This is a genomic window from Salicola sp. AFF1 (assembly GCF_056783195.1).
The window spans coordinates 1-985 of record NZ_JBXAYL010000105.1 but is presented as its reverse complement, the minus strand read 5'-3'; the positions used below and the strand labels follow the sequence as shown (position 1 = coordinate 985).

At 57.1% G+C, this 985-nt stretch carries 2 protein-coding genes; both read left to right on the top strand.

From position 1 onward, the window contains the following. On the top strand, positions 1 to 417 hold a 417-nt coding region (locus AC1RQI_RS16925; protein ID WP_481905784.1), incomplete at its 5' end, for a polymorphic toxin type 15 domain-containing protein. Further along, positions 417 to 985, top strand: a 569-nt coding sequence (locus AC1RQI_RS16920) for a GAD-like domain-containing protein (RefSeq protein WP_481905783.1), incomplete at its 3' end; no start/stop codon positions are given. The genes AC1RQI_RS16925 and AC1RQI_RS16920, both read left to right, overlap by 1 nt.

Below are 985 nucleotides of genomic sequence, written 5' to 3'. Positions count from 1 at the left end.
GATGCCTATGCCGGTACGGGGCGGAATCCCCTGGCTGAGAAAATGCAGGGGACCTATCGAGAAAGGTTTAAGAAGCGAGTCTCAAGTAACATCTATAAAACTTTGGAAAAGCGGAATCGCTCGCTACCAAAAGACCAACGATTGTCTCCCCGGGACATGGACAAACTATCGAAAGAGCGAGCGGACCAAATATCAGATAAGTTGGCTGCCCTCCACGAACCGGATATGGTGGCCGGTGGCTGGAAAGACCCGATGCCCAGCGGCATGGGGCGGTCTGACATCAACTCCGCGATCGGCAGCAGTTGGAAACAGAGTGGCCGGCTAGAGGCAATGGAGGAGGCCGCCGATGCGGCCGTTGCCAACGGCCAGGGCGCGGCGAAGATGAATGTGCGCCTGGAGATGGCAAGAGGATATTGATGATGCGCGATGATCATTTTGATTACTTTATCGAAAAGTTCGGGGAACCCACTCACTCCAGGCCGGTGACGGCTGACGAGGTGGAGCGTTACCGGGGGCTGTTGCCGGACAAGTTGCTGGAATACTGGCAGGACGTGGGCTGGAGCGGCTTTACCGACGGCCTGTTCTGGCTGGTGAATCCGGCGGACTACGATCACCTGGTGGCGATGTGGCTGGAAGGCACCCCCTTCGAGGCGCTGGATACCTACCGGGCCATTGCCCGGACGGCGTTCGGGGAGTTGTACGTGTGGGGCGAAAAAACCAATCGCTCTTTGACGATCAGTTGCCCGACCCATGCCATTATCGCCATTGAGAAAGAGGTGAAGTCGGTTGAGTCTGATCCTGAAGTTGCAGTACAGGCATTCTTTGCCACCTCGGACAAGGAAGGCTATGACCTCACCGACATGAACGACAAACCGCTGTTCCCCCAGGCCCTTAAAAAGCTGGGTCCCCTGGGGCCGGATGAGGTGTATGCTTTTGAGCCGGCCTTGATTACAGGCGGCGAGTGGTCCGTGAACAACCTGGCGAA